The 1,210-nt window shown below is 57.7% G+C and carries 1 protein-coding gene; it reads left to right on the top strand.

Features of this window, described 5'->3' with window-relative positions:
* Positions 1–69 precede the first annotated feature (69 nt).
* Entirely contained in the window at positions 70–1,065 is a 996-nt protein-coding gene (locus tag ACIGHL_RS22765; protein WP_003282265.1) for an IS5-like element ISPsp6 family transposase, read from the top strand.
* Positions 1,066–1,210 lie beyond the last annotated feature (145 nt).

Here is a 1,210-nt window from a genome sequence, read left to right on the forward strand (position 1 = left end):
GGAGACACTGCATAAATAGCCAGCCGCCCCCACCCTTGGCACACTGAGCCCCCTCAACCAGCCCCCTCCATGAGCTTTGTTACGCGCGTGCAGAAGACCTTCTCCGAACTCGAATATACCGGCAAGAAAAAGCAGACTCGCCGAGATCGCTTCCTGGCTGACCTTGAACAGCTGGTGCCCTGGGCACAAGTGGAGGCGCAAGTGGCGCCGTTCTATAGCGACACCACAGGCAAGCGTGGACGCCCTGCGATTGGGTTGTCGCGCATGCTGCGCATGTATGTCGTGCAGCAGTGTTTCGGTCTCTCCGATGAAGGTACCGAAGATGCCGTCTACGACAGCCAGGCCATTCGTGGTTTCATCGGCATCGACCTGGGCCGTGAGTCGGCACCGGATGCCACTACCTTGTTGCGATTTCGCCGCTTGCTGGAAACCCATCAGCTAACGCGGGTGCTGTTTGAAACGATTAACCAGCATCTGGCCAGCCGGGGTCTGCTGCTCAAGGAAGGCACTATCGTCGACGCTACCCTGATCGCCGCGCCGCCCTCGGTCAAGAACCGAGAAGGTAAGCGTGATCCTGAGATGCATCAGGCCAAGAAAGGCAATCAATGGCACTTCGGGATGAAGGCCCACGTTGGTGTCGACGCCACATCGGGACTCGTGCACAGCGTGGTAGGGACTGCCGCCAACGTGGCGGATGTCACCCAGGTCGATCAGTTGCTGCACGGCGCCGAAACCTATGTTTCGGGTGACGCTGGATACACTGGTGCGGCCAAGCGACCGGAGCATGCTGAACGGGACGTTGTCTGGTCGATTGCAGCACGGCCAAGCAGTTACAAACATCACGGCAAAGACAGCGTGCTGTACCGAGTCAAGCGCAAAGTCGAATACGCCAAGGCGCAGCTGCGTGCCAAGGTCGAGCATCCCTTCCAGGTGATCAAGGTGCGCTTCAATCATCGTAAGGTTCGCTACCGTGGACTGGAAAAGAATACGGCGCAGTTGTTCAGTCTGTTTGGGTTGGCCAATCTGGTACTGGCCAAGCGGTATTTGCAACGGACGGCGGGATAAGTCCGTCCGAAAGGCGGGGCTGGCCCGCTAATCAGCAAAATCAGGGTAGAAATCGGCCCAAGAAACGCAGAATAAGGCCGGTAGGTTGAAAAAACCGGGTTGAAAAAGGGGGACGGTGAGAATTGGCTAATTGTTCAGCGTCTCC

The organism is Pseudomonas sp. NPDC077451, from assembly GCF_044543345.1.
GTDB lineage: Bacteria > Pseudomonadota > Gammaproteobacteria > Pseudomonadales > Pseudomonadaceae > Stutzerimonas.

Bases quoted from the DNA above. Each gene is read 5' to 3' on its own strand.
- ACIGHL_RS22765 (WP_003282265.1), top strand. From the start codon at position 70: ATGAGCTTTGTTACGCGCGTGCAGAAGACCTTCTCCGAACTCGAATAT.